Genomic DNA, 21,228 nt, shown 5'->3' on the forward strand with positions numbered 1-21,228 from the left:
GAATCGCTATTTATTCCAAATTATTAGGTTAATAATTTGTTGCATGTTATTCCGTGTGGTGCTAGTTTGTATCGCATGAAAAGGTCGGAGTACCTTGCATTTTCACAAACTTGGGAGAGAAAGCGCATGAAAGATGTACCAGCGCTGGACATAAAGGATCTACACAAAACGTTTGGTCAAAATGAAGTTTTAAAGGGAATTTCACTTTCTGCGCATAAAGGCGATGTAGTATCGATTATCGGATCTTCAGGGTCGGGTAAAAGTACTTTCCTTAGATGTATCAATCTTTTAGAGACACCTACCGCAGGCGAGATTTGGGTTAATGGCGAATTAATTCAAATGAAAAATAACCGCCAAGGTGTTTCTGTTCCTGCCAATGAAAAACAAGTTCAACGAATCCGTTCTCGTTTGGCGATGGTTTTTCAGGGTTTCAATCTGTGGTCTCACCTGACCGTTCTCGAAAATGTTATTGAAGCGCCAGTTCACGTCTTAGGTGTACCTAAAGCACAAGCAATTGAAAATGCAGAGTTACTACTGAAGAAAGTAGGCTTGTATGAGCGCAAAGATTACTACCCAGGTCACTTATCTGGAGGACAACAACAACGTGCGGCAATTGCTAGAGCGTTAGCCGTTGATCCGGAAGTGATGCTGTTTGATGAACCAACATCGGCACTTGATCCTGAGTTAGTAGGGGAAGTACTTGGTGTAATGCGCGATCTAGCAGAAGAAGGAAGAACCATGCTTGTGGTAACACATGAAATGGCTTTTGCTCGTGACGTATCAAACCATGTAATGTTCCTGCATCAAGGCTTAGTGGAAGAACAGGGCGATCCAGCTAAACTGTTTACGGAACCTGAATCTGAGCGTTTACAACAATTTATCTCATCGATTTACTAATCAGAATTGAAATACTGTTGCCAAGGTAAACAGCGACGGTGTGAACAATAAAACACAACAAGTAAGTTAATAAGTAACAACAAACACAATATTAAAACTAGCAAAACATAAAAACCTAAATCACAGGAGTAGGGATATGAAAAAGTGGTTATTAGTCGCGGCACTTGCTGCCACTGCTGCAACGGGCGTAGCTCAAGCAAAAGAATGGAAAACAGTACGCTTTGGTATTGAAGGCGCTTACCCTCCATTTAGCTGGACAGAAGCTGACGGTTCACTGAAAGGCTTCGATGTCGATATGGCTAACGCGCTTTGTACTGAAATGCAGGTGCACTGTAAGATCGTTGCACAAGACTGGGATGGTATTATTCCTTCTCTACTTGCCCGTAAATATGATGCGATTATCGCGGCAATGTCTATCACTGAAGAGCGTAAGAAAAAAATCGACTTCACTGGTAAATACGCACTTATCCCAAACAAGTTCATCGCTAAGAAAGGTGCAGGCCTTAACTTTGATGATCTAAGTGGTCAAAAAATTGCTGTTCAACGTGCAACAACTCACGATAAATACCTAACAGACAACTATGGTGACACTGTAGAGATTGTTCGTTACGGTTCATTCGACGAGGCTTACCTTGACCTAGCAAACGGTCGTGTTGCTGCTGTACTGGGTGATGCATCTGCGCTAGAAGAAGGCGTACTAAACAAAGCTGGTGGTGAAGACTACGAGTTCGTTGGTCCATCACTAACTGATCCTAAGTGGTTCGGCGAAGGTTTTGGTATTGCTCTACGTAAGCAAGACAAAGATCTGACTAAGCAACTAGATGCTGCAATCCTTTCACTACGTGAAAAAGGCATCTACCAAGATATCGCGGCTAAATACTTCAACTACGACGTATACGGTCAGTAATCTTTAGCGTCAATTCTTAAGGGAGAGGCTCTCCTCTCCCTGTCTTACCAACTTTTTCGCAGTTCTGTTGGAATCCATTATGTTTGATTTACAAGGATATGAAGCGTCGATCCTGAAAGGGGCGGTGCTAACAATCGAAGTTGCCTTGCTGTCGCTAATTTTAGCTATGGTTCTTGGTATGCTAGGTGCCTTAGCAAAACTTGCGCCTTATCGCTGGGCTCGTGCTATTGCAACCCTCTACACAACCGTCATTCGAGGCATTCCAGATCTCGTATTGATGATGCTGATTTTCTTTGGTGGACAAATCCTTTTAAACAACAGTTTGTATTCCATCAATGAGTGGCTCAATGAGTGGTTCTCATCAAGTAACCCTAACCACGAATGGACCTCTTACCTACCAGATTACATTGATGTCAGCCCATTTGTTGCTGGTGTATTAACCATTGGCTTCATCTTTGGCGCTTACATGGCTGAAACTTTCCGCGGCGCGATTATGGCGGTTGACAGTGGTGAAATGGAAGCGGCAAAAGCTTATGGCATGGGGCCAGTTTTGGCGTTCCGTCGTATTCTATTACCGCAAATGATTCGTCACGCACTACCGGGTTTTGGTAACAACTGGTTGGTTTTACTTAAAACTACCGCGTTGGTTTCAATTATCGGCCTAGAAGACATGGTACGTGTTAGTGCGTTGGCTGCGGGCTCAACCAAAATGCCATTCACTTTCTATATGACAGTGGCAATTATCTTCTTATTCTTTACCAGTGTTTCGACGGGCTTACTTAAGCTGGTTGAACGTAAATTCAGCATCCACGCGAGGTAGTTATGGACTTTTCATTGATAATTGAAAGCCTACCGATTTACCTTGGAGGCTTGTGGACTACGGCTTGGATGGTTTGCGTTGCTTTGATTATTGGCTTATTTGTAGCCATACCATTAGCAATCGCTCGTAACAGCCCAAATATGCTGATTAACGCTCCGGCTTGGTCTTTTATCTATTTCTTCCGTGGTACGCCTTTACTGGTGCAGTTGTACCTGATTTATTACGGTATGGATCAATTCTTTCCGGTGAAAGATACATTGTGGGAAAACGCATGGTTCTGTGCTTTGGTGGCATTCATTCTTAACACGTCAGCGTATACCGCAGAGATCATTCGTGGTGCCATTAACGGATTACCGAAAGGTGAAGTTGAAGCAGCAAAAGCATACGGCATGAGTACACCGAAGACTTACCGTCGAATCATTTTACCAAGTGCTCTACGTCGTGCATTACCGGCTTACAGTAACGAAGTTATCTTCATGCTTCACGGCTCTGCGGTAGCAGGTATCGTAACCATTATGGACTTAACAGGTGCTGCGCGTTTGGTTAACTCTCGTTACTACGCTCCATTCGAATCTTTCCTCACCGCAGGCCTGTTCTACATGGCGCTAACGTTCATCATCATCGCGATTTTCAAATTCGCAGAGAAGCGTTTCCTTGCTTACCTAAGACCGCTAAGTTAATTGCAGACGGTACAAACATGGTCAATAAGACGGCGCTTCGATAGCGCCGTTTTTTATACTTTCAAACCACCCATATTTAATTGTGTTGGCTGCAGAACCCGCTAACTTAAGATTTTTCTAAATAGTTAACTTGCTTCAAAATGCATCCATATATTCATTAGAATAATTGCTTTAGATTTAACTATAGATAGACTCGGCGAAATTTTGTTGTTGTATGGAATAATGATGAAAAAGAGTAACTTACTATCAAATTTAGTTATTTGTGTTATCGCGTTATCACTTTTAGGATGTGGCGGTGGTAGCGGAGGGGAAAGTACCCAAACTGGTTCTGGAGGTTCTGGAGGTTCTGGAGGTTCTGGAGGTTCTGGAGGTTCTGGAGGTTCTGGAGGTTCTGGAGGGGAGGGCAACGAAGGTGGCGGAAATGGGGACCCCGATATTCCCTTGATTCCACTAACTTCTGTTCAAAAGGCATTGTCAACAGGTGACGCTTCTTATGTGACGGATTCCCGAGAGTTCATTGATGCTAGCCAAGCTTTAGTGACTCGATACAACTCGGATTACAATCTGATTAAACAAGCTTTGTCTCAAAACTTAGATGGGGAGTCGTTACGCAATCTTCATTGGGATCCAACCCATGACACAGCAATTATCTTACCTACCTATGGCTTTAATGATGTCATCTTGAAAACCAATAAAGCGATGATTGATGGGTATGATGACCAAGAGCTAGTGATAGGAATTGCGGGTTATACGTCCGACGACAGCCGTTATGCAGCATTAGCGAGCAATCCTTTTAGAACGAAGCAACGTTTTCCTGACTCTGTAAATGAGGAAATGAACACATGGTTGAAGAATTTGGTTACTTGGGTTTCAGGTACTGACGCACCCCAGAATGTCGTGTTAGCTCAGCTTGATCAGTCTCATTACTTTCCTGATGACCAAGCGACACGAAACTGGTTAACCGATAATGTTAATGCTTCTATGGTTATCAACACAGATAATGCTTGTGATGGCAGTCAGTTAAGCCAGTGTCTTGAAGCTAATAACCCTGATTTGTTGATCATGTCTCAAAAGCTTAATGCTGGCGATAACATAGACGATGTTCTTAAGGGTATACGCCTCGCATTCAGCAAGAACATTCCTGTGTTGTACCTGCATCTTGATGGCGGCATGACGGACTTAGGTAATGTATTGTTTGCTGAAATGCACATGACTTACGTTGCCGACAACTATTGGCGTAAGTTGGGTTTGTCGGACTGGGACTCTACCCAGCTAATTGATCAGATGCCTGATAATATTGTCCAGCAACAAGCGCTTTTACAGAGATTGAAAGACGACAGTTTCACCGTTGACTTGAATACCTGTGATGACAAATCTTGCCCTGATGATTCCAACATGAATGAGGAGTTTTATACGGGGGCTAATAGTATTCGTTCACACCTAACGACCCTTGATAGCAAGAAAATTGATCTGTTTGCAACCGATGATTATGAATATGAAAAGCTGTTACTGTTACTTGCCGATCGTTATCGTCAAGACGTTCAGTATCCTATGGGGAAAGGCGTAACTGAGAGAGTCGAGTTTCTGCGTTCTTATTACAGTGATTATGCCGCATACAACAGTCGTCTACACAATGCTGCGCAACCAAGTCTAGGTAATTTTAGTACCAAGAGTTTTGAGAGTGTTCCTCTTGTAACGAAAACAATTGCTTTGGAGTCTAAGAGACACTTCCGATCCGCTGGGGTGTATGCTTTACCGGGTAAGACAATTAAGGTGACTCGATTAGACAATAACGAAGTGGCTACATCTATAGCATTTAATACATTGCGTAGCGGCGCGACACACGAGTTCTCGGGTAATGATGGTTATGCAAGGCCGAAATTTTTAACCTCGGTAACCTACCCAGTGAAATCGGGAGAGACGATTTATCTCACCTCTGCCTATGGTGGGACACTACAGGTTCACTTTGATACCAACGATATTGATGTCGAACTGAAATTTGAGAATGTTGCGCAGCACCCTGTATGGCGCAGTGAAGCGGACAACGATCGTTTTGCCGCACAACTAAAGGAAGGAAAGTTTGACTGGGCTGAGTTAATCACCCCGGGATTTGAAGTTCATTCGAAACTAGACAAGATGAAAGAGTCTATAGGAGCCTCCGATTGGGCACTGCCTCATGCTATGGCACTTGCAACAGAGCGTTATGTTCACAATCTCCCTCATGCTCTTGCTGGTTTCAGAGGGCCGGGTATTGATGAAATTGCTGAAATACACCAATACGGCGAGGCAAAGGGCTGGGAAATTGTGACCATTGATATTGTAAAGCATATGAATGCAGACCAAGCGAACTGTGGTTATGGTTGCTCAGGAAACCCGTACGATGCTTACTGGTCGTTTCATCCATTGGGGCATGGAGATCTTCACGAGTTAGGGCATGGGTTAGAGCGTGGCCGATTTAGGTTCAGTGGGTGGGACGGACACTCTACAACCAATTACTATTCGTATTTCAGTAAATCGAAATATTACAAAGAAACCGGAAATGTATCATCTTGCCAAGGCCTAGATTTCAAAGCGCAGTATGAACTTTTGCAGCAGAGTCGAACCGAAACTGACCCGAATGCTTTTATGGCAGCTCAGAATCAAACCGGTTGGAGTTGGGGAGCACGCATCTACATTCAAATGATGATGCTTACAGAGCAGCAAGGTGTATTAAATTCAGGCTGGCACCTTTTAGGGCGTTTGCATTTGATTGAGCGAGAGTTTAATCGTTTGAAAGGCAGTGATGAACTTTGGAATGATCGAAAAAGTTCGATTGGGTTTTCAGATTATACGAGACAAGAAGCGGCAGATATTACAAACAATGATTGGTTGCTGATCGCGTTGAGCTATGTTGGAGAACGCGACATGACGAAATACTTGGATATGTGGGGGTTCAGTTTCAGCGATAAAGCGAAGCAACAAGTCATTGCTCTTAGTTTGAATGATATGCCCTTAAAATATTTTGCATCCTCTAATCAAGGATATTGCTTGGATGAATTTGCTAAAACAGCACTAGACGTCGATGGCACGACAGTTTGGCCGCTCTAAATAGCCAATAACAAGTTACTGTTGTCTATAGACGATTTAACTATTGTTAATAAAAGGGCTTATTACACAGGTAATAAGCCCTTTAGCTTTGTTTCTGATTTACTAGTTCGAAAAGTAATTAAACTTCATTAACGCCAATGAAATTACCATCAAAAGATGCGTCAGTGTAAATAATGACTTCTTTGCCTCCTTTGGTGAAGCTATAAGCGGTAATCATCTCAGTTCCATCAAGGCCAAGCTTATCTTGCATATCTTGGTCTAATGTTACTGATGTAGCAGCTTGATATTCGAATCCTTGGAGATGGCTTGCGTCGATATCTTCAATTCCTAAAGCAAAGAACTCAGCGACTTGGTCGTCGTTTTTCGCTTTGTTACCGTCAAGATCATGGTTTTGATTGAAGGTTTTACCAAGAGAAATAGTCAGTTTGTCATTAGTTGAATCTCCCCCGATGACTGCTTCAAACCCATTGATGTTTGAACCTTTAGACATGTCGATATCGACACCATTTGGATCATTGGCGACAAGCACATCAAAGCCTTTGCCACCATGGACTAGAGTGTCCTCTACATCATAAGCTATTGTATCGTTACCTTTACCACCACGGATCTCGTCTGCACCACCACCACCGATGATGATGTCATCACCTTTACCACCTTTGATATGGTCGATACCGTCGCCGCCATCAAGCCAGTCATCGCCCTTACCGCCAAACAATTGCTCTGGCTGCTCGTTTATTTCGACAGTGGTTACTACATCATCGAAGTCACCGTCACCACCAGGGTTGTCATTCCAGAACTGATTTCCGAGTTCCGTACCTGGGTTGAAATTGCCAATGCCACTAACATCTAAGGTAAGGTTGCCGTTATTGCCGATTAAATCTTGCACACCGAGTAGGAAAGGATGGTCACTGTTATTAGAACTTGTCGCTTGTTGAGTGTTTAAGTCAATCCCAATACTGTCGCCTGATTCAAAACCTTTATTACCGCCATTTGGGATTATGAAGAACCCAAGCGTGTCAACACAATCATCACAATGCCCTAGATCGAGGTTAAAGGTGTTACCATTCTCAGACTCAGGAAGGTGCTGCTTAACGTCACCCCAAATGACCTCGGCGTTTACGTTGCCTTCACTGTCTTTTGTGAAGTACCCAAACGAGTTTTCAAAACCAGCTTCGGTGCCTTCCATAGTGACATCAATAGTCCCTCTGAAGTTACTTACATCGTAGTAACCCGTATCTGGGTCGAGTACAGGTGTACCACCCTTGGCGTTATCGCCACCAAGAATAACATCGTCCCCGCGGCCACCACGTAATATGTCTGTACCGTCACCCGTTAAACCATCGGTAGTCACAGAAGTGACGTAGTAGTCACTTGAATCGGCATTAGCGTTTCCATTTTTGTCAAAGGCAGGGCCAACGGCAGTAAACTGAAGTTCATCAAAGGCTTTAAAACCAGTCTCTTCAGGACCGATGTTTAGATAACCGCTGTTGTTATTGCCATCCGCTAAATCACTCGCAATGAAATCGCCCTCAGCGACTAGAATACCTTCTCGGTATGCAGCCCAATGACCTGCTTCATCGACGCCATTGTCGCCTTCATTTAAGTAGAGGTTGGCAATGCCGACTTTGGCTATCATTGTATGTTCGTCTAGGGAGACGGAAAACACCTCTGATGCACCTTCGCCGGTACCGCTGTCGTAGCTAAAACCGATTTGAGCTAATACACCACTTTCGCTAGCGCCTTCTACGCCGTAGCCTGTTCCACCAGAACTTGCATTACCTGTATCAACAGTACCGACAGTGCCGTCAGCGTTGTAGGCTGATGAGTTTACTGACAGGTCTACGGACGTCGTTGGTTCTGCTAACTCAAATTCACCAGTTCCTTCGTTAAACGACAGTGATTCAAAGTTATCTCCGATAATAACGTCGTTACCTTTACCACCTCGGATCAAGTCGTCACCTGCCGCACCCTCATTTGCAGCGTCTGGCCCATTATCACCGATGAGCACATCATTATGCAGTACCTGTTTCAATGATACGTTGTCGATCAGAGCCCCAAAAGTGTCTTCTGCGCCTTCGGCAATAAACTTGAGTGAGTATTCGCCTGAAGAGAGATCGATATCTTCGCTAAACAGATCCCAATCATCATCTATTCCGTCAATGTCTTGGAAAGACTTTTCGAACAAGACCTCGGTGCCCGCCATGATTTGAACCGTGAAAGGAGCAGTGGTGCTATCGCCACCTTTATTGCGGAAAGCGTAGGAGAAATCGAGTTGATATATGCCGTCGTTATCGACTGTAAATGTTTGAGAAACGGTTGAATTTGAATTCGCACCATGTGAGTCTAATTCTAAGAAGTGACCGCTGGCTATATCGCCTCCGTAGCCGCCAGCAGGGACTCCACCGTGCAGTTGTTCTTGAATTTCGATATTTCCAACCTCTGCGCTCCAATCGCCAGCATTAGCATTTGTTCCCCACGTATTGCCAAAATCAAAAGTTTCAAAATCACCATCGCTGATTAGGTTTTCGCCGAATTCGGCACCCGCGCCTCTGTCACCGTAGATTATGTCATTGTTTGCACCACCTTCGACGTAATCATCTCCAGCACCCGCAACTACAATGTCGTCAACACATTCTTCTCCTAACGCTTCTAAATCTTTATCGCGTGCTGCGCTTAGATCACGGTTAACGCCGGCTTCATCACCCGCATTGAGCGAATGATTCCAAGCCTCAACCACATCGTTTCCGGCACCGGCTTTGATTGTGTCCGAACCACGTCCAGCAGCAATAAAGTCATCACCGCTGCCCGCATGCACAATGTCGTCACCTTTGCCGGCTCTGACTTCAAGGTTATCGCCGCTGAGGTTAGAAAGGTCGTTGTTGACATCTCTAGATTCTGGGGTAGGGAGGTTAGGACCATCTACTAGTGTATTGGTATCATTGCTACCATTGCTTTTCAGCCCTGCTGCTGTATTTATTACTTCTGCCATCGTTTTTTCCTCATATATCATTCGATACATAGAGGCAGCTCAGCCATCTCGTTAGAGACCTGTCGCTTTCCGTCCCTACTTCACAGTAGGTTTGGCTTTGTCTTCTTGTACTTGGTTAAATTTCTCTCATCGCTTTGTAGGCACTAACAGATAGTGGGTTGAGTAGGTACTCAAGAGGTGTTTGCTGCTCTAACAAGATCATCACCTCGGCGGGCATGCCTGGATATAATGAGATACTTTCTAATGCCTCTAGCTCGGATTTATCTAACGATACTCTGGCTAGGTAAGCAGAAGAACCTGTGGCTTGATCGCTAATGCGGTCAGCCGAAATATGAACTAATTTGCCACTAATCGGTGGCGTCTTACGGAAACTGTATGCGGTGAGCCTCACTTGGGTATCTAAGCCAATTCGTAAGGCTTCGATGTCTTCCGGCTTTACTAACGCTTCTACAATCAACTCGTCGTTTTGTGGCACCAATTCCATTAAGGTTTCACCGGGTGGAACGATGGCGTTTTCAGAGACTACATTAAGTCCAACCACCACGCCACTTTGAGGTGCTCTGATTTCAACACGGGTAAGAATATCTTGAGCGTTAACCATAGCTTCTCTTGTTTCATTCAGCTTTCGCTCTAAGTCTTGAATTTCTTCGCCGAGTGTTTTGGCGTAAGTGTAATCCGCGTTAATCAGTTCTAATTTTGCTTCGGCGATGGTGCGCTTTGCGTGTCCAATCCTAGCTTTGAGGTCTGCTACATCACCTTGTAATTGAGAGCGCTCTCGCTGTAAATCCAGCAAACGAGATTTGGATGTGTTACCGGAAACAAGTAAATCTTGGTGCATTTGCACTTGTTCTTCTAAATATTTCAGGCTTCGATTTCCAGCTATGAATCGTTGTTGGAAGCCTTGCAGATCAAGTTTTGATTGCTCCACTTTTTGTTGTAACACCTCGGATTCACCGGATTTCAATGACTGTCTTTTGTTGAAAAGCTTACTTTGCGTAGCAAGCAAGCTTGATACGTTTGGATCACTCATAAGAGAGAGTAATCTCATGTCAAATTGAATCTCTTGATGGCTAGCTAGCTCTGATTGTAGGCGGTTCAGTCGAGCTAAATCACTTTGCCATTGAGCTTTTAATCTGAGAAGTGAAGCTCGGGCTTGTGTGTGACTTAACGTGATGAGCAGGTCGCCTTTTTGAACATGATCACCGTCAGAAACATGGACGCTTTCTACAATCCCGCCTTCTAAATGTTGAATGGGTTTTCGCTTTGATTCTACGATGATCACGCCAGGTGCGATGGCGGCAGAGGACAGCGGGGTTAAGTAAGCCCAAGCGGCAAAGCCTCCTAGAGTAGTCACAAGAACTATCCAGATGAACATCTGTATTTTGAATGTAGAAAAGATCAGTTTTCTACCATCGTCAAAGTGAATGCCTTTGTCGTCATGATGAATACTAGCCATTCGATACCTCCGGTGAGGTGACATTAAAGAGCGACCGGACGACTTTATTCGCTTCGCCTGCTTGTGTTATCTGACCATTTTTCAATTCAACAACCCAGTCGACATGTCTGAGTAGGCTAGGGTTATGCGTTACCATCACGACAGAAATGGATTTCTCCTTCGCAAGTTGCAATAGCGAAACAAGAAACTCTTCACCTTCACGATCCAGATGTGAATCGGGCTCATCAAGCACGAGTAGTTTCGGAGAGAAAACCAATGCTCTTGCTATGGCGAGCTTCTGAGCTTGTCCACCAGATAACTGATGTCCAAAAGAACCGATAATAGTTTCATACCCATTTGGTAAGGCGACAATAGCGTCGTGAACACCGGCTTGAATTGCGGATCTTACAATTTGGCTATCTGTAACATTGGAATCAAATCGAGCAATATTCTGTTTTACGGTGCCATGCAAAAAATCGATGTGCTGAGGAACATAACCGACTGTGTGTTTGAACTGATTTTGATTCCATAACTCGACATTGAGTCCATCAATAGAAATCCCACCTTTTGAGGGCGATATTCCATTAGTGATCATTTTACAAATTGAAGACTTGCCTGATCCGCTAGGGCCAATCAGTGCGACTCGATTTCCAGATTCCAGTCTCAGCTTTAAACCATTAAGAGTTGGCTTGTTGATTTTTTCAGAGGCGAACCATGTGACGTTGTCGATGACTAAGTCACCTTTGATGGTGTCTAATTCCGTTCGCTCGGTATGTTTAGTATGGGATGCAAACTCCTTAGCTAAGCGTTTGTTTGCATCCAAACCAGTTTTCCATGCTTGAATACCACTAGAAAGCATCTCAATTGGTTGGAGTGCCCGAGCCATTAAGATCGAACCCGCAATCATGCCACCGGCAGACATGGCATTTTGAATGACTAGGCTAGCTCCGACAGCCATGATGATGAGTTGAAGAACCATACGTATGTAACGAGAAAATGCACTTAGTGAACAGGTTGCTTGATCTAAATGGCTTCGGGACCAGCTCTTTTCCGCCAATATTTCTTGGTAGGTTTGACTTAAACCTTGCTGTTGATGTTGGCTAAATATTGTGGCGTGTTTTTGAAAGCACTCGTCGTTTTTTCTTTGTGTTGCTAACTGGCTTAAATAAGTGGTTTTAAAATGCTTAGATTTAACCCAATGAGAAAGCAATGTTGTCATGAGAATAAAAACGACGGCACCTACACCGACTAATCCTATGTATGGATGAATCGCAAACATAATAATGAGAAACAGTGGAGTGAATGGCAGGTCAAACATAACAAAGTAGGCAGGAGAGGAGAGAAGGCTTTTGACCTCACTTATATCGTTGAATAGATGCTTTTCTTTTGATTTCGATGAGAAGGTTGCTTGCTCAAAGAGCTGTTGAGATGCGATAAATTCAAATTTTATCGCTTTTTTTTGCGCATATTTGGCTCTGGATGCGTCAAGGAATGCTTGGGCTGTAAGCAGAAATACAGCAATGAAGGCTAAAAAAAGAAGCGTATCTAAGCTTTGACTTGAGAGTACTCTATCGAATACTTGCAGGCTAAATAACGGCACCACTAACATCAAAACACTGATCGCTCCGCTGACCACCATCATCGGAAGCAAACTGCGCAGATTAATTGGATTTATACCGGCCCAAGGCTTTGCATCCATATAAAACTCACTCCATTGGTTATCCAAATAGTATAGATGGGCAATGGCGAGAATGTGAACTATCTCAAGCTTTTTGAGTCGTTCTGAGCGAAGTGAAAAAAATGCACAAGCTAAACAGAAGCTTGTGCACTTTTGATTTGAAATTTAATTTTGATTTTATTTAAACGTCGACCAAATTGGCGCGTGATCTGACGGTTTTTCAATGCCGCGTAGCTCGTAGTCGATGCCTGCTTCAGTGCATTTATCCGCTAACTTTTGCGTTGCTAGGACTACATCAATACGCAGGCCACGGTTGTCTACGAAACCTTTTGAACGGTAATCAAACCATGAGTATTGATCGTTGACTTCAGGATGCAGCAAGCGGAAGCTGTCGACAAAACCCCAATCCATCAATGTTTTCAGCCATTCGCGCTCTTCTGGTTGGAAAGAACATTTCCCTGTTTTCAACCAACGTTTTGCATTAGGCTCACCGATGCCGATGTCTGCATCGATAGGGCTAATATTGATGTCGCCCATCACTATGATTTGCTCATCTTTGTTGTGATAGTCGTTTAGGTAGGTCATCAAGTCTTTGTAGAATTCACGCTTGTAAGGGTATTTGGTTTCATGCTTGATGTTATCCCCTTGAGGGAAGTAGCCATTTAGCACAGTAACCTTTTCGCCATTTTCATCTTCAAACGTCGCCATGATCATACGTTTCTGATGATCTTCATTGTCCGTTGGGAATCCCTTCTGCACAGAGATAGGCTCTTGCTTACACAGCATTGCTACACCGTAGTGTGCTTTCTGACCGTGGTAGTAAACCTTGTAGCCCATTGCTTCGACATCAGCAATTGGGAAGGCTTCATCGTGTACTTTTATCTCTTGTAGACCAATTACGTCCGGTTGGTGTTTGTCGATAACAGCTTGCAGTTGGTGAAGGCGGGCTCTAAGGCCATTGATGTTGAAGCTAATTACTTTCATTTGTTTTTATACCTCTCGTAAACCTTTGTCACTGCTTGTCTTTAAAGGCTTTTGATTTGGTGGATTTCATGGTTCATCGTATTTAACCATGCTGAATAATTTCTGTCGCCATTTTGTAGAGACAAAATGGCGACATTAAATGATGTGAATACTTACAGTTACGTAGAATTTATTGAGTCTTTAGTAAATCCAAAAAGAATGCGTATTCAAGTGCGTATTCTTTTAGTCGTTTAAATCGACCAGAAGCGCCACCGTGACCGGCTTCCATATCGGTTTTGAAGAGCAACACGTTGTTGTCTGTTTTCATCTCGCGCAGTTTCGCGACCCATTTCATAGGTTCAAAGTATTGTACTTGCGAGTCATGTAAGCCCGTTGTCACCAACATATTCGGGTAGTTTTGAGCTTTCACGTTGTCGTATGGCGAGTAACTCAGCATGTAATCGTAGTAGGTTTTCTCGTTCGGGTTGCCCCATTCATCATATTCGTTGGTGGTTAAAGGAATCGATTCATCAAGCATGGTTGTCACCACATCGACAAACGGAACATGTGCTCCAATACCACGGTACAGTTCTGGTGCTTGGTTGATGATTGCTCCCATTAACAAGCCACCTGCTGAACCACCTACCGCAAAAACTTTATCTTCAGCGGCGTAACCTTTTTCAACTAGGCTTTTAGTAACGTCGACAAAGTCATTAAATGTGTTTTGTTTGGTCAGTTTCTTGCCATCTTCGTACCAAGGGCGCCCAAGCATCTCTGAACCACGGATATGTGCAATCGCAAAAACGAAGCCTCGATCGAGTAGGCTTAGGCGAGTTGAGCTGAAGGTTGGTTCAATAGTTGAGCCGTAAGACCCGTAACCGTATTGGTAGAGTGGGTTAGTACCGTCTTTCTTGAACAAATCTTTGCGATAAACTAAGGAGACAGGCACTTGCTTGCCATCGCGAGCCGTAACCATGATTCTCTCTGATTGGTAGTTGTCGGCATTGAAATCGCCCAGTACGGGTGTTTGCTTCATGAGCTCGGATTCACCTGTACTTAGGTCGAAATCATAGTAAGTACCTGGTGTGGTTAAGCTGCTGTAATAGATACGAACTTTGGAGTTATCTAGTTCATAGTTACCCGTTAAGTAAGCGGCAAAAGCGGTGTCGTTAAATTCAAGTGGAAACTCGTTACCTGTTGAGATTTGGCGAACCTTGACTGTAGACAAGCCATTCGTACGTTGCTCGTAAACAAGGTGGTCATCAAATAACTCGAAATCAACAAGCTGAGTGTTGTCGTCGGCTGGGATGACATCGACCCATTTTGACCGATCATGCATCTCTTCGGTCGTGACTTTCATTAAGCGGAAGTTAACCGCTTGGTAGTTTGTGTAAATGTAATACCAGTCCCCCAATTTGGCGATACTGTATTCAATACCCGTTTCTCTTGGGTAGAAAGCTTCAGCTAAGGCCTCTGAGTTGTTGGCATCGATGACTGAAACACCACTGGTTTCTGTGCTCGAGTGCCAAATGTAGACCTGTTCACCATCTTTGCTTTTACTCAGGGAGGTGTAGTAAGCGCTGTTGGTTTCTTCGTAGATCAACTCATCACTTGTCTGAGGCGTACCTAAAGCGTGGCGGTAAACTTGATAACCAAGTAATGTTTGCGGATCTTTTTTGATGTAGTAGAAGGCTTGGTTGTCGTTTTGCCACGCGATAGCACTTGAAGCACCTTCGATTTCATCTTCTAGGTATTCACCAGACGTGAGGTCTTTGATTTTGATGGTGTAAATACGGCGGCTCAGCGTATCCTCGCCATAGGCTAACAAGTTTTCGTCTGGGCTGACTGTTAAGCCACCAATACTGAAGAACTCATGTTCTTTTGCTAGTTCGTTAACATCTAAGATGACCTGTTTGTCTGTGCCTAAAAAGTTTTTTTCACGTAAGTGAACCGGGTATTCGTTGTCACCTGTGACTTTATTTGAGTAGTAGTAACTGCCTTTACGAACTGGCACCGAATCGTCGTCTTTCGCGATGCGGCCTTTGATCTCTTCGAACAATTGTTTTTGTGACGCTTCTGTATGTTTGAGCACGGTATCTGCGTACTGATTCTCTTGCTCAAGTTGTTGCAAAATCTCTGGATCTTGGCGTGCATCGTCGCGCATCCAGTAGTAATCGTCGATTCGAGTGTCACCATGAATCGTCATTGCATGAGGAACTTTCTTAGCAACGGGTGCTTGGATTTGCTGAGCGACAAGCTGTGATTGAGAGTATTGGTTCATGGTTGGTATTCCTTGAATGCTGCATCCGGCGACGAGCGCGAACGATACGGCTAATGTGGTTAAAGCGAAACGCATCTGTATATCCTTAGTCTGTACCTTACTCGCTTTTATGCCAGCATCCTTATTAATTAGCTTAGGTACTTTGGTGTTCTTCCAGTGATGTGATTTATAATTGGATTCTGGATATGCACTTTGAACATAAGTGTCTGTTATTGTTTTCAAAAAATCAAAGTAATGTTAAATGAAATTGTGGAAGGCTGTGAAGGAAAACACGAGCAACAAAAAGGGACACACTTTTCAGTATGTCCCTTTTCGTTGTTTGGGCTTGGTTTGAATTTTACGTTAAATCGCCAATGGCATTTCGTTTGAGTGGTCGGGCTTACGATTAACCCAACGTAAACCAAGCATGGCGATAAGTGACATTGTAATCATCAGGCAACCCAGTGGCAGTTGGTCTTGAGCCGGGAAGAACGAGGCCAATAATGTTGCGATGCCAGCACCTAGGTTCTGCATACCACCCAAAATCGCACCTCCTGTACCAGCGTGGTATGGGAATGGCGAAAGTGCTCCCGTTGTTGCTGCTGGGAATAAGATGCCAGCACCCAAGAAGTAAATGGTTGCACCGCCAATCAGAGTTAATGCTGTTGTTTGACCAAATAGACCCGGTATCAGTACCACTGCTGAGCCCACAAAGATAGCAACTAAACCAACATTCAGTGCGCGGTGTTCGCTACGACGTTGTGCGATGTAACTAGATAAACCAGCACCGACTAAGTAACCAGGAATCGGTAACACAAACAGTAAACTTACTGTAGTTGCAGGTAGGCCAAGCACGCCGCCAAGCAGGACACCTGCCGCAGCTTCAAATACGGCGACACCAGCAAAGGTTGCGACCAATACCAATAAGAAACCTTGGAAACGTTTGTCAGACAGAACGAATTTGTAACTGTTGGCAACCGATTCATGTTTGCGTCGTTCTTTCGGCAGTGTTTCCATCATGCTCGTCATCATAGTGATCACAACAGCGATACCAAACAGCGCGAGGAACAAGTAGCTAGAACGCCAACCGAAAGCTTCTGTTAAGTAACCACCTAATACAGGAGCCATCAAAGGGGAGAAAATTACACACATGCTGATTAAGCTATTTGCACGGTGCAGTTCTGCGCCTTCAAAACAGTCACGAGTCAATGTACGAGACATCGCACCGCCACAACCGATACCCAAACCTTGGATAAAGCTGCCCGCTAAGAACCATTCATATTCGTGAGCGAATAGTGCCACCAAAGTACCAATGATATAGATGATCAAACCAATAACGATGATCGGTTTACGACCTGGGCGATCAGAAAGTGGGCCGTAGACAAATTGCGACAGACCATAAGGGATCAAGTAACACGCCATCACCGCTTGCAGTGAAGATGCCGAAACTAAGAACTCACCTGCCATATGACCGATAGAAGGCACGTACATCGTTTGAGTCATTTGACCTACGGCAGTCAGAATAGCGATTAAAAAGGTAAGTTTCGCTAATGGAAACGAGGCGGACATTTGCGTATCTCTCCAAAAATTAAGACGTAAAAAGCCTTAGCGCTCCATTAAGGAGAGCCAAATGAATAAAGTGATTAGGGAATCTAGGCGCGAGATATTAGAGCTAGATTGAAGGCTTAGCAATCAAAAAGTGTGAAGTTGAGCAAGATAGAAATCTATAACTTGGATTATTAAAACTAATCCGAAATCGCTCCATTTTAGCGATATAAAGGGTGGGAAGGCCTCCTTGATATATTAATGCTTATAACCGAGTTCAAAGTGTTACAACAACAGCTGAATAGCCCATGATTGCATGAGTAGATTATTTCGAAATCATGGAAGTAACAGGTAAAAGATGAGGCTTGTTAACAATTGTGTAAACTTTCGTTTTATATGTAAGTAATTTGTGCTGTAATCATCCGCTAAGCTATTCGTCTAACTCATTTACATTGTGTGCAGCAGTTCGTTGTCGATGTGATAGTTATGGTTATGGAAGTCTTTTGGCTTAAATAAGGATATTAAATGCGCTCTCTATCGGTACAGTGGAAAATAACCCTCTTAGCAGGTTGTTGTTTAATCATTACGTCACTGTCTCTTATTGGTTTCTCGATCTACAACGCGACGAGTAATCAACAAGTCATCAAATCTCAAAGCTCAGAATCAGTTATTAATAAAACCCAACAGTTGTTGGCGTCTGTTTCTCAGCTTAATGCTCAAGAAACTCAACGCTATGTAGATGAAGCTATCTATCGCGCTGAGATGTTAGCGGCCAGTGCTCAATTTCTTAAAAACAATGCAGACGAAAACTTTACACCAAGTGAAGAGCTTCGTACCGCATTGGATGAAATGGTTCGTCGCTCGGTACTTAACTTCGATTCGATTCAAGGGGCTTACTTAGTCTTTAAGCCGGATTTTCTCGATGGCGAAGATGCGAATTATGTGGATGCTGACTATGTTGGCTCTAACGAAAAAGGTCGTTTTGCGCCTTATTGGAAGGTGGCAGATAACGGTGAAAATGTTCTAGCGAACGTTCTTTCAGAACCGATCCTGAATGATGACAGCAACAGCGAACGTTTTTACTGCCCTTTATCTTCAGGACAAACCTGTATTAGTACGCCGAGAGTCGTGAATAGTGGTGGAACTGCATTACTTACCTCTTCAATTTCGGTACCTATCTTAGTTGACGACGTTGCTATTGGTTTTTTGGGTATTGACCTAAGACTCGATGGTTTAACGAGTGTGGTTACTCAATCTGATCAAAGCTTATTTGATGGTGCTGGCACGGTTTATGTTGTTAGTTTAGACGGCTCGGTTATCGCTTCAGATGATTCAAGTATTGCAGTCGGTTCGACATTCCAAAGTGACAACACTAACAGCGATTTGATGACCGACTTTATATTTGGCGGCGAAGTGACAACGCAATGGAGTGAAAACGGTGAGTGGTTACTTGCATTTGCACCTGTTGTTGCGGCTAACCAAACTTGGGGTGTGTTGTTTGAGATTCCAAGAGAGAGTGTTGTCGCTGATGCCAATAAATTGGATTCCATTATTAGCAAAAAGTTAAGCGAAGGTATCAAAACAGAAGTGATCGCAGGTACAGTCTTTATTTTCTTTGGTTTAGCTATTATCGCATTTGCTTCACTCTCAATTGTTAAGCCGATTCGACAAGTGGTCGAGCGACTTAATGATATTGCTTCTGGTGAAGGTGATTTGACACAACGTTTAGAGGTCAAGTCTCAAGACGAAATTGGTCAGTTATCCAAAGGGTTCAACTTATTCTTAGATAAGCTACAACATACGATCAAAGAAGTGATCCATACCACTGAACAAGTGGCGAGCACGACAAGTCAGGCTAAGGCATCGGCATCTAGCACTCGTGAAAGCAGTGAATCTCAATTTAAAGAAGTGGATCTTGTAGCGACAGCCGCAGAAGAGATGACTCAGACAGCCGGCTTAGTGGTACAAAATGCAGAAGTGGCCGTTGATGCCGCGTGCGAAGCGAATCGTTCTGCTCAGCAAGGGCAGGAAGTTATCGAACTTTCAGCTGGTGAAATGAGAAAGCTGGTGGAACGTATGTCGAGCGCTGTACCCATTGTTGAAGAGTTGGCAAAAAATAACGGTAACATTACCGAGATATTAAGTGTTATTGAAGGGATCTCTGAGCAAACTAATTTACTGGCATTGAATGCAGCGATTGAAGCGGCTCGTGCTGGTGAACAAGGTCGAGGTTTTGCAGTCGTTGCTGATGAAGTAAGAAATCTCGCAAGCCGCACACAATCATCAGTAGGTGAAATCAGAGCGGTGATTGACAAAGTTCATGCTGGAACTCAGGATGTCGTTGAAGCGATACAAGAAGGCAATATTCTAGCTAATGATACGGCGCTGCATGTTCAAAATGCGGTTGAAGATCTGGGTTCGATCTTTACTTCTATTGAGGCGATCAGTGACATGAACAGCCAGATCGTTCGAGCCGCCGAAGAGCAACAATCGGTTTCTGGTGAGGTGAATCAAAGCGTAGTTAACATTCGCGATTTGAGTGCCAAGATCTTGGAGCAAGCTGCGGCTTCTGAACAAGTGGGTAATGAAATTGACCAACTGTCTCAACAGCAACAGAAATTGGTTAATCAGTTCAAGGTTTAGTTATTCACAGTCTAGTTATTTAAGCTTGTTACCTGTTGAATAGAAAAAGGGATAAATGAAGTTTTCATTTGTCCCTTTTTTATTTTTCTTAGGTTCTAAGTCTTTTAGATTTTAGGGGTTGATTATATCCGCGAAACCTATTAGCGAAGTTAGTCTTCGATGAACCAGTAGCCTTTGTTCACCAATTCAGTCACGACCGTTACGCCCGAAGGAGATAGAGCAATAGCTGAAGTAATCACGGTTTCATCGCAAAGTATGTTGAGTAATGATGAGTCAGCTTCTTCAACCTTCACCACTTCACCATTAATGTAAGCCGTGTTGCTTTCATTTTCATGGTAGAGCGCTTTTAAGCCAGATACGCGTTGGATTTCGCCCTCAGACTCTAAGTGCTGGGCGATCTCTTCTTCTGTCCATAATGGCTCAGGAGCGACAATATCAAGCTGGTGGCGTGATTGGCTTAGCAGACACCCCATGAATTCACTGATGGTTTCTGGTTGTTCCAACGCCGACTTCAACATATCTGTTAGGTTATTTAAATCCGACGATCGAATCTTGCCGTAGCCATCTTGTGTTTTGAACTCAGGATCATGCAAGTGAACATCACCCATATCATGAGCAAGTACAAAGTCGGCAAAGTTGCTGATTAGCTCTTGCTCTTTAGGAGAGCGGTAGCCAATAGAGTAACTCATTGATGGTTCTAGCGTGTTGCCTTCGTGTGGAAAGCCTGGCGGGATATAAAGGATATCACCTGGCTCTAAGGTTTCATCAATGATTGGCTCAAAGCCTTCTATTTGGCGTAGAACAGACGCTTGAACGGTCTCTTTGTATTGACCAACATCTTTCGCGCCCACTTTCCATTGACGTTTACCTTGGCCTTGAATGATGAATACATCGTATTGATCAATATGGGGGCCAACACCGCCTTCCGGTGCCGAGTAGCAAATCATGAGATCGTCGAATAACCAGTTTGGTAACGCTTGGAACGCTTCAGTCAATTGATTTGCGCCTTGGTGCCAGTGGTTCGCTGCTTGAACGATCAGTTGCCAATGCGTTTCAGTGAGTTCACCAAACTTTTCTTCACTGAATGGGCCGTGTTCTGCAGTCCATTGGTTGTCGAGGTTAGAAACAAAGCGAGAATCCACTTCTTCTTCCATCGACAAACCTGCAAGTTCTTCCGGCGAAATTGGGTCGACGAAGTTTTGGAAGCCACCTTTTAAGATGGTTGGTTTTTTATGCCAGTAGTTTTCAAGAAACTCGGGCATAGAAAAGCTAAGTTGGTACATGTGAATCCTGTATATTTTATTCTAGATGCTAGATGCTAGAT

Annotated in this window: 13 protein-coding genes and 1 riboswitch; of the genes, 6 read left to right on the plus strand and 7 right to left on the minus strand. The window is 43.8% G+C overall.

Going from position 1 to position 21,228, the window contains the following annotated elements; translation table 11 throughout:
• Positions 1-126 precede the first annotated feature (126 nt).
• From BCT34_RS18650 to BCT34_RS18670, 5 genes are all read left to right on the plus strand, one after another.
• Positions 127-897, plus strand: a complete 771-nt coding sequence (locus BCT34_RS18650; RefSeq protein WP_004736532.1) for an ABC transporter ATP-binding protein — start codon at positions 127-129, stop codon at positions 895-897.
• A gap of 136 nt (positions 898-1,033) precedes the next feature.
• A complete protein-coding gene (locus tag BCT34_RS18655; RefSeq protein ID WP_076656987.1) occupies positions 1,034-1,804 on the plus strand; it encodes an ABC transporter substrate-binding protein in 771 nt (256 codons plus the stop codon).
• 79 nt (positions 1,805-1,883) lie between these two features.
• The gene (locus BCT34_RS18660) at positions 1,884-2,624 is read left to right on the plus strand and encodes an ABC transporter permease (RefSeq protein WP_076656988.1); all 741 of its coding nucleotides are present in this window, start codon (positions 1,884-1,886) and stop codon (positions 2,622-2,624) included.
• A 2-nt stretch (positions 2,625-2,626) separates the two neighbouring features.
• Complete coding sequence (locus tag BCT34_RS18665; protein ID WP_017062123.1) at positions 2,627-3,304, plus strand: ABC transporter permease; 678 nt, start codon at positions 2,627-2,629, stop codon at positions 3,302-3,304.
• A gap of 225 nt (positions 3,305-3,529) precedes the next feature.
• Positions 3,530-6,391: an ImpA family metalloprotease gene (locus tag BCT34_RS18670; protein WP_102305863.1), complete on the plus strand. Its 2,862-nt coding sequence runs from the start codon at positions 3,530-3,532 to the stop codon at positions 6,389-6,391.
• Between the two features lie 118 nt (positions 6,392-6,509).
• On the opposite strand, the gene BCT34_RS18675 is transcribed toward BCT34_RS18670, so the two are convergent.
• The 6 genes from BCT34_RS18675 to emrD all read right to left on the minus strand — a co-directional run bounded on the left by BCT34_RS18675 (position 6,510) and on the right by emrD (position 17,285).
• Entirely contained in the window at positions 6,510-9,380 is a 2,871-nt protein-coding gene (locus BCT34_RS18675; RefSeq protein ID WP_076656990.1) for a hypothetical protein, read from the minus strand.
• A 30-nt stretch (positions 9,381-9,410) separates the two neighbouring features.
• Positions 9,411-9,486, minus strand: a riboswitch (cyclic di-GMP riboswitch).
• A 9-nt stretch (positions 9,487-9,495) separates the two neighbouring features.
• Positions 9,496-10,836 (minus strand): HlyD family type I secretion periplasmic adaptor subunit, encoded by a 1,341-nt coding sequence (locus BCT34_RS18680; protein ID WP_076656991.1) that lies wholly within the window; start codon positions 10,834-10,836, stop codon positions 9,496-9,498.
• Complete coding sequence (locus tag BCT34_RS18685) at positions 10,829-12,514, minus strand: ATP-binding cassette domain-containing protein (protein WP_076656992.1); 1,686 nt, start codon at positions 12,512-12,514, stop codon at positions 10,829-10,831. Before BCT34_RS18685 ends, BCT34_RS18680 begins: the two co-directional genes overlap by 8 nt.
• 156 nt (positions 12,515-12,670) lie before the next feature.
• Complete coding sequence (xthA, locus tag BCT34_RS18690; protein ID WP_076656993.1) at positions 12,671-13,477, minus strand: exodeoxyribonuclease III; 807 nt, start codon at positions 13,475-13,477, stop codon at positions 12,671-12,673.
• A 169-nt stretch (positions 13,478-13,646) separates the two neighbouring features.
• A complete protein-coding gene (locus tag BCT34_RS18695; protein ID WP_076656994.1) occupies positions 13,647-15,737 on the minus strand; it encodes a S9 family peptidase in 2,091 nt (696 codons plus the stop codon).
• A 342-nt stretch (positions 15,738-16,079) separates the two neighbouring features.
• Positions 16,080-17,285, minus strand: a complete 1,206-nt coding sequence (emrD, locus tag BCT34_RS18700) for a multidrug efflux MFS transporter EmrD (protein WP_076656995.1) — start codon at positions 17,283-17,285, stop codon at positions 16,080-16,082.
• Positions 17,286-17,786: 501 nt separating this feature from the next.
• Here emrD and BCT34_RS18705 point away from each other — a divergent pair.
• The gene (locus BCT34_RS18705) at positions 17,787-19,904 is read left to right on the plus strand and encodes a methyl-accepting chemotaxis protein (protein WP_076656996.1); all 2,118 of its coding nucleotides are present in this window, start codon (positions 17,787-17,789) and stop codon (positions 19,902-19,904) included.
• 149 nt (positions 19,905-20,053) lie between these two features.
• Here the strand turns inward: BCT34_RS18705 and BCT34_RS18710 are convergent, their stop codons facing one another.
• Positions 20,054-21,187 (minus strand): cupin domain-containing protein, encoded by a 1,134-nt coding sequence (locus tag BCT34_RS18710; RefSeq protein WP_076656997.1) that lies wholly within the window; start codon positions 21,185-21,187, stop codon positions 20,054-20,056.
• Positions 21,188-21,228: the final 41 nt, after the last annotated feature.

Origin of the sequence: Vibrio sp. 10N.261.45.E2 (assembly GCF_002875705.1) — a bacterium.
GTDB lineage: Bacteria > Pseudomonadota > Gammaproteobacteria > Enterobacterales > Vibrionaceae > Vibrio.